Source organism: Streptomyces sp. MS191 (assembly GCF_008042125.1).
GTDB lineage: Bacteria > Actinomycetota > Actinomycetes > Streptomycetales > Streptomycetaceae > Streptomyces.
This window is the reverse complement of record NZ_RDBI01000086.1, coordinates 1-4,077: the sequence shown is the minus strand read 5'-3', so window position 1 is coordinate 4,077 and position 4,077 is coordinate 1. Positions and strand designations below refer to the sequence as shown.

Genomic DNA, 4,077 nt, shown 5'->3' with positions numbered 1-4,077 from the left:
GTTGGTGGCCGGGGCGGTGGGTGCCTGCGAGTCCGTCATGAGGGCGAGAGTAGGCCGCATTCAGGTCTTTGGGTACCCGTCGGTAACGCGTTTTCACCGGGTGCGCACATCACGCCAGCGATCGCTGGCACATAAGCCCTGATCAGCGGCTTACGGTCGGCCGGGAGGGCGATCTCGTGTTCCGGCGCCCGATGCGCCGGCCCGTTCCCTCGGTGCGTTCCCCCGGCCGGCTCGCCGAGCCGGACCCCGGCCCGTCCCGTCAGTCGGTCCGCTCGCCGGGTGCCCGCCAGTGCCGGAGAACGATGTCGAACTGCTCCCGGGTGGTCTCCCAGCTCGACTCCGGTGACGCCATGAACACGGCGTACTCGGTGCCGTCGTCCGCGAAGTACAACTGGTCGATGGCGTGCCTCGGGCCCGGGAAGTTCTGCTTCTCCTGCCAGGTGAACTCCCACCGGGCGGAACGGACCTGGTCGCGGTAGGTGTTCTGGTTCAGCCAGACGCGCCGGTACTCGGACCGCCTCTTCAGCGTCTTCTCCAGATCCAGCACGTGTACGTACGGGTTCTCGAAGTCGGGCGTGGGGTCGATGCTGATCCGGAGCCGGTGACGGCCGTTGTCCGGCGTGTAGTCGATGTTGTCGCCGTCCGTCTGCCGCTTCCAGCCCTTGGGTACCGCCAGGCTGAAGCCCTCGGGGTCCTCGACGCGGTGCCAGCCGGCCGGAACGGCGTCCTCCTCGTTCTGCGTCACGGTGGGCTGCGTGCCCTTGCCGCCCTGCCCGGTCTTGTCGCCGCCGGTGTGGTTCATCGCCGCGAAGACGGCTCCACCGGCGACCAGGCCCGCGAGCACGGCCGCCAGGACCGCCGTACGCCACCGGCCGCGGCCCTTCCCCGCGGTGGGCGGGGCCGGCGGGGCGGTCGGGGTCGGCACCGTGGCGGACGTGGCCGAGGGCCGTTCCGGCGACGGCAGTTCGGCGGTGACGGAGGTCAGCTGCTCCTGCTCCACCCGCTGCGTGGGTACGTACGCCTGCGCCGAGGCCGGGGTCCGGCCCTCCATGGCGTCGAGCAGCATCCGGCCCGCCTCGTCCGCGCGCGGGCGCTGCTCCGGGTCCTTGCGCAGCAGCGCGACGATGACGGGGGCCAGCGCCCCGGCCTTCTCCGGGTGGGGCGGCTCCTCCGTCACGACCGCCTGCATCGTGCTGATCGGGGAGCTCCGGCGGAACGGGGAGGTCCCCTCCACCGCGGTGTACAGCGTCGCGCCGAGCGACCAGAGGTCGGAGGCCGGGCCGGGGTCGCCGCCCCGTACCCGCTCGGGCGCCAGGTAGTCGATGGAGCCGACCAGTTCACCGGTCCGCGTGATGGTCGAGTCGCCCTCGATGGCGGCGATCCCGAAGTCGGTGAGCAGGACCCGCCCGTCGCGGGCCAGCAGCACGTTGCCGGGCTTGACGTCCCGGTGCAGCACTCCGGCCGCGTGCGCGGCGCGCAGCGCGCCGAGGACGTGCAGCCCGATCCGGGCGGCCTCCCGGGGCTCGATCGTGCCGGCCTCCTTGGCCGCGTCGGCGAGCGAGGGGCCGTCGACGTACTGCATGACGATCCAGGGCCGGTCGTCGTGCTCCAGCACGTCGTGCACGGTGACCACGCCCGGGTGGGTGATCCGCGCCGCGGCGCGGGCCTCCTTCTGGGTGCGGGCGTGCAGAACCAGCCGGTCGGCCTCGGCGACGAAGCGACCCGCCGTCAACTCCTTCACCGCCACGATCCGGTGCAGGACTTCGTCGTGGGCTCGCCACACCTTGCCCATGCCGCCGCGACCGATGGTCTCGCCCAGCCGGTAGCGTCCGGCGAGCACCAACCCGGCCGCCGTGTCCGCTCCGGCTCCGGACTCCGCGCCTGCGCTCTGAGAATGTTCCACTTGCCCCCGCCCGTTCCTTCGGATGACAGGTTACGGAGAGAGATACGGACGGCGGAACCTCAGGGCGCGCAAAGGAACAGCACTGTGACCGGGCCAACTCCGGCCGCCCCTTTTCGGCCACTCTCAGGGGCGGTTCGGCGGATTCGCGGCCCTGAACGGTTCTGCTTTCAACGAGAGTCGGCGGAGTGAGCCGCCGTCCGGAGCGGGCGGCCGGGTGGTGCGCGGCCGGCCGGCGGCGACCGGATGCGGCGTCACCGGGTCGCCCGGTAGGCCTTCACCGCCTGGTCGTAGATCTCGGACACCTTGTCCCGTTCGTTCTCCGGTCCGATGACCTGGACGACGTGATACCGGCCTCGCTCGATCAGGGCGAGGTTGCGGACGAACACCTCGCGCCCCGTGCTGTCCTGCCAGGTGAACTGCCCGACGGCCATGGCCTGGCGGCCGACGTCGATCCGACGCAGCCCGGAGGCGCTGGACCAGGACGAGTCCCGCCAGGGCTGCAGCTCGCGCTCCCTGGTCCGCTGGTAGGCCATCGGGTCGGAGCCGGCGGCCTGCACCGTGTCCCGGCCCGGCACCACGATCAGGGTGAACTCCCCGCCGGTGTAGCGGACTTGCCCGGCGTCGTTGATCGGGCTCCGCCGCCAGCCGGAGGCCACCCCGACCTGGAAGCCCTCGGGGTCCTTGCGCAGCGTGTACCCGGCGGCCAGGTCGGCGGTCGGCGTGCCGGACGTGGGCGTCGCCCCGCTCGGGGCGGTCTTCCCCGGGGAGGGCTTCGCCGAGGTGCCGGCCGAAGGGGGCGCGGACCGCCCGGTGGGGCCGCCGCCGGGCCGCTGGGAGCCCTGACCGGCGGGCTGTTCGCCCTCCGCGCCCTGCCGGGGCATGAACAGGACGGCGTAGGCGACGGCGCCCACGAGCAGCAGGAGGATCAGCAGCAGGAGGTTGCGGCCGAGGGAGCGCGGAGCCCGGGTGTCCCGGCCCGCCCGCGGGGCACGCGAGGCGCGCTGCGGCAGCTCCTCGTGGAACTCCTCCTGCCGGAACGAGTGACGCTCGTCGCGGCGAACGCCCCCGCCGCGCGCGTCCTGGTGACGCGCGCTCCCGCGGCCCGTGTCCTCGTGTGCCCGGCGGGGCTCCTTGCCCTTCCGGTGGCGATGGCGTCCACCGGCCGCGGCCCCGCGCCGTCGGCGGACCAGTTCGCCGCGGCGGCGCACCACGGGCAGCCGCCTGGCGTCCTCGGACGGGAGCGGCACCATGCCACTGCCCGCCTCCGGCTCCGGCGCCGACCGGACGAGGGAGCGCAGCCAGCCGCGCAGCTCCTCGAAGTCGGGGCGTTCCGTGGGGTCCTGGCGCAGCAGGGACTCGACGACCGGGCGCAGCGCCCCGCACTCCTCGGCGAAGGCCGGCGGCTCGGCGCAGACGAGCTGGACCAGCTCGGCGGCGTTGTCCTCGGGGTACGGGGCATGGCCCTGGACGGCCCGGTACAGCAGCGCGCCGAGGGCCCACAGGTCGGTGGCGGGGCCGATGGGCGGGGCGAGCCGCCAGTTCTCGTGGACCGGCCCGGCCTGCTCGGGTGCCCAGCGCTCGGTCACGGCGCCGACGACGGCGATCCGGGCCTGGCGGGCGCGCTCGGCGGCGAGCCGGGTGGTGGGGCCCCGGTAATCGGAGGCCCCGGCACCCTCGCCGGACTCGCCCCAGCCTCCGCCGGCCGGTACGGGCACCGGCTCCGGCTCCGGCCGTCGGGGGGCCGGTCCCGAGCCGCAGTGGTGGTCCCAGGCCCTRGACGACGAGGACGACGGCGAGGACGCGGACGACGACTATCCGCCCCGGCGCGGCACCGATGGCGACGGTCCGCCGCGCGCGCTGCTCACCGGCAGCTGGAGCGACGGTCCGCACGCCTCGCGCGACGGCGCCGGACCGGTCTCCGCGGGCGGCGGACCGGTCCTGCCCGGTTCCGGCCGCCCCGCCCTGCCGGCGGGCTACACCGCCGCGTCCCGGCCGCCGGCCCCCCGACGGCCGGAGCCGGAGCCGGTGCCCGTACCGGCCGGCGGAGGCTGGGGCGAGTCCGGCGAGGGTGCCGGGGCCTCCGATTACCGGGGCCCCACCACCCGGCTCGCCGCCGAGCGCGCCCGCCAGGCCCGGATCGCCGTCGTCGGCGCCGTGACCGAGCGCTGGGCACC

Annotated in this window: 1 protein-coding gene and 1 pseudogene; both read right to left on the bottom strand. The window is 74.9% G+C overall.

Annotation, left to right across the window (positions count from 1 at the left end; genetic code table 11):
• Positions 1-259 precede the first annotated feature (259 nt).
• Positions 260-1,903, bottom strand: coding sequence for a serine/threonine-protein kinase (locus EAO71_RS35055; RefSeq protein WP_410094307.1), 1,644 nt, complete (start codon positions 1,901-1,903; stop codon positions 260-262).
• Between the two features lie 251 nt (positions 1,904-2,154).
• Positions 2,155-4,077: pseudogene (locus tag EAO71_RS35050) on the bottom strand (serine/threonine-protein kinase); the annotation flags it as partial.